Raw genomic sequence first — 240 nt, 5'->3', positions numbered from 1 at the left:
AATCGCAACATGCGATAACGAAAAAATATCCGGAGGATAGTCAATTCCCAAAGGGCGAACGTGAGTTGCCACGCTGCCGGCATCGACACTGCGTTCGACCGTATGAGCCGAATCCTGCGAGGCATTGCCCTTTCTGTCGGCGCTCAGGGACACGGGCGTATGCGAATCGGCGATATCCACCCAGCCACCGCCCATGGCCTGATACACGCTGATCACCTGGTTATAGCGCGAGGCCTGCAA

The 240-nt window shown here is 57.1% G+C and carries 1 pseudogene; it reads right to left on the bottom strand.

The features are described 5' to 3' along the window. Nucleotides 1-240, bottom strand: a pseudogene (locus AB4Y44_RS42965) (hypothetical protein); the annotation flags it as partial.

The sequence above is a fragment of the Paraburkholderia sp. BR10937 genome, from assembly GCF_040965695.1.
GTDB lineage: Bacteria > Pseudomonadota > Gammaproteobacteria > Burkholderiales > Burkholderiaceae > Paraburkholderia.
The sequence above is the reverse complement of the archived record's forward strand: the minus strand, read 5'-3'. Positions and strand labels throughout refer to the sequence as shown.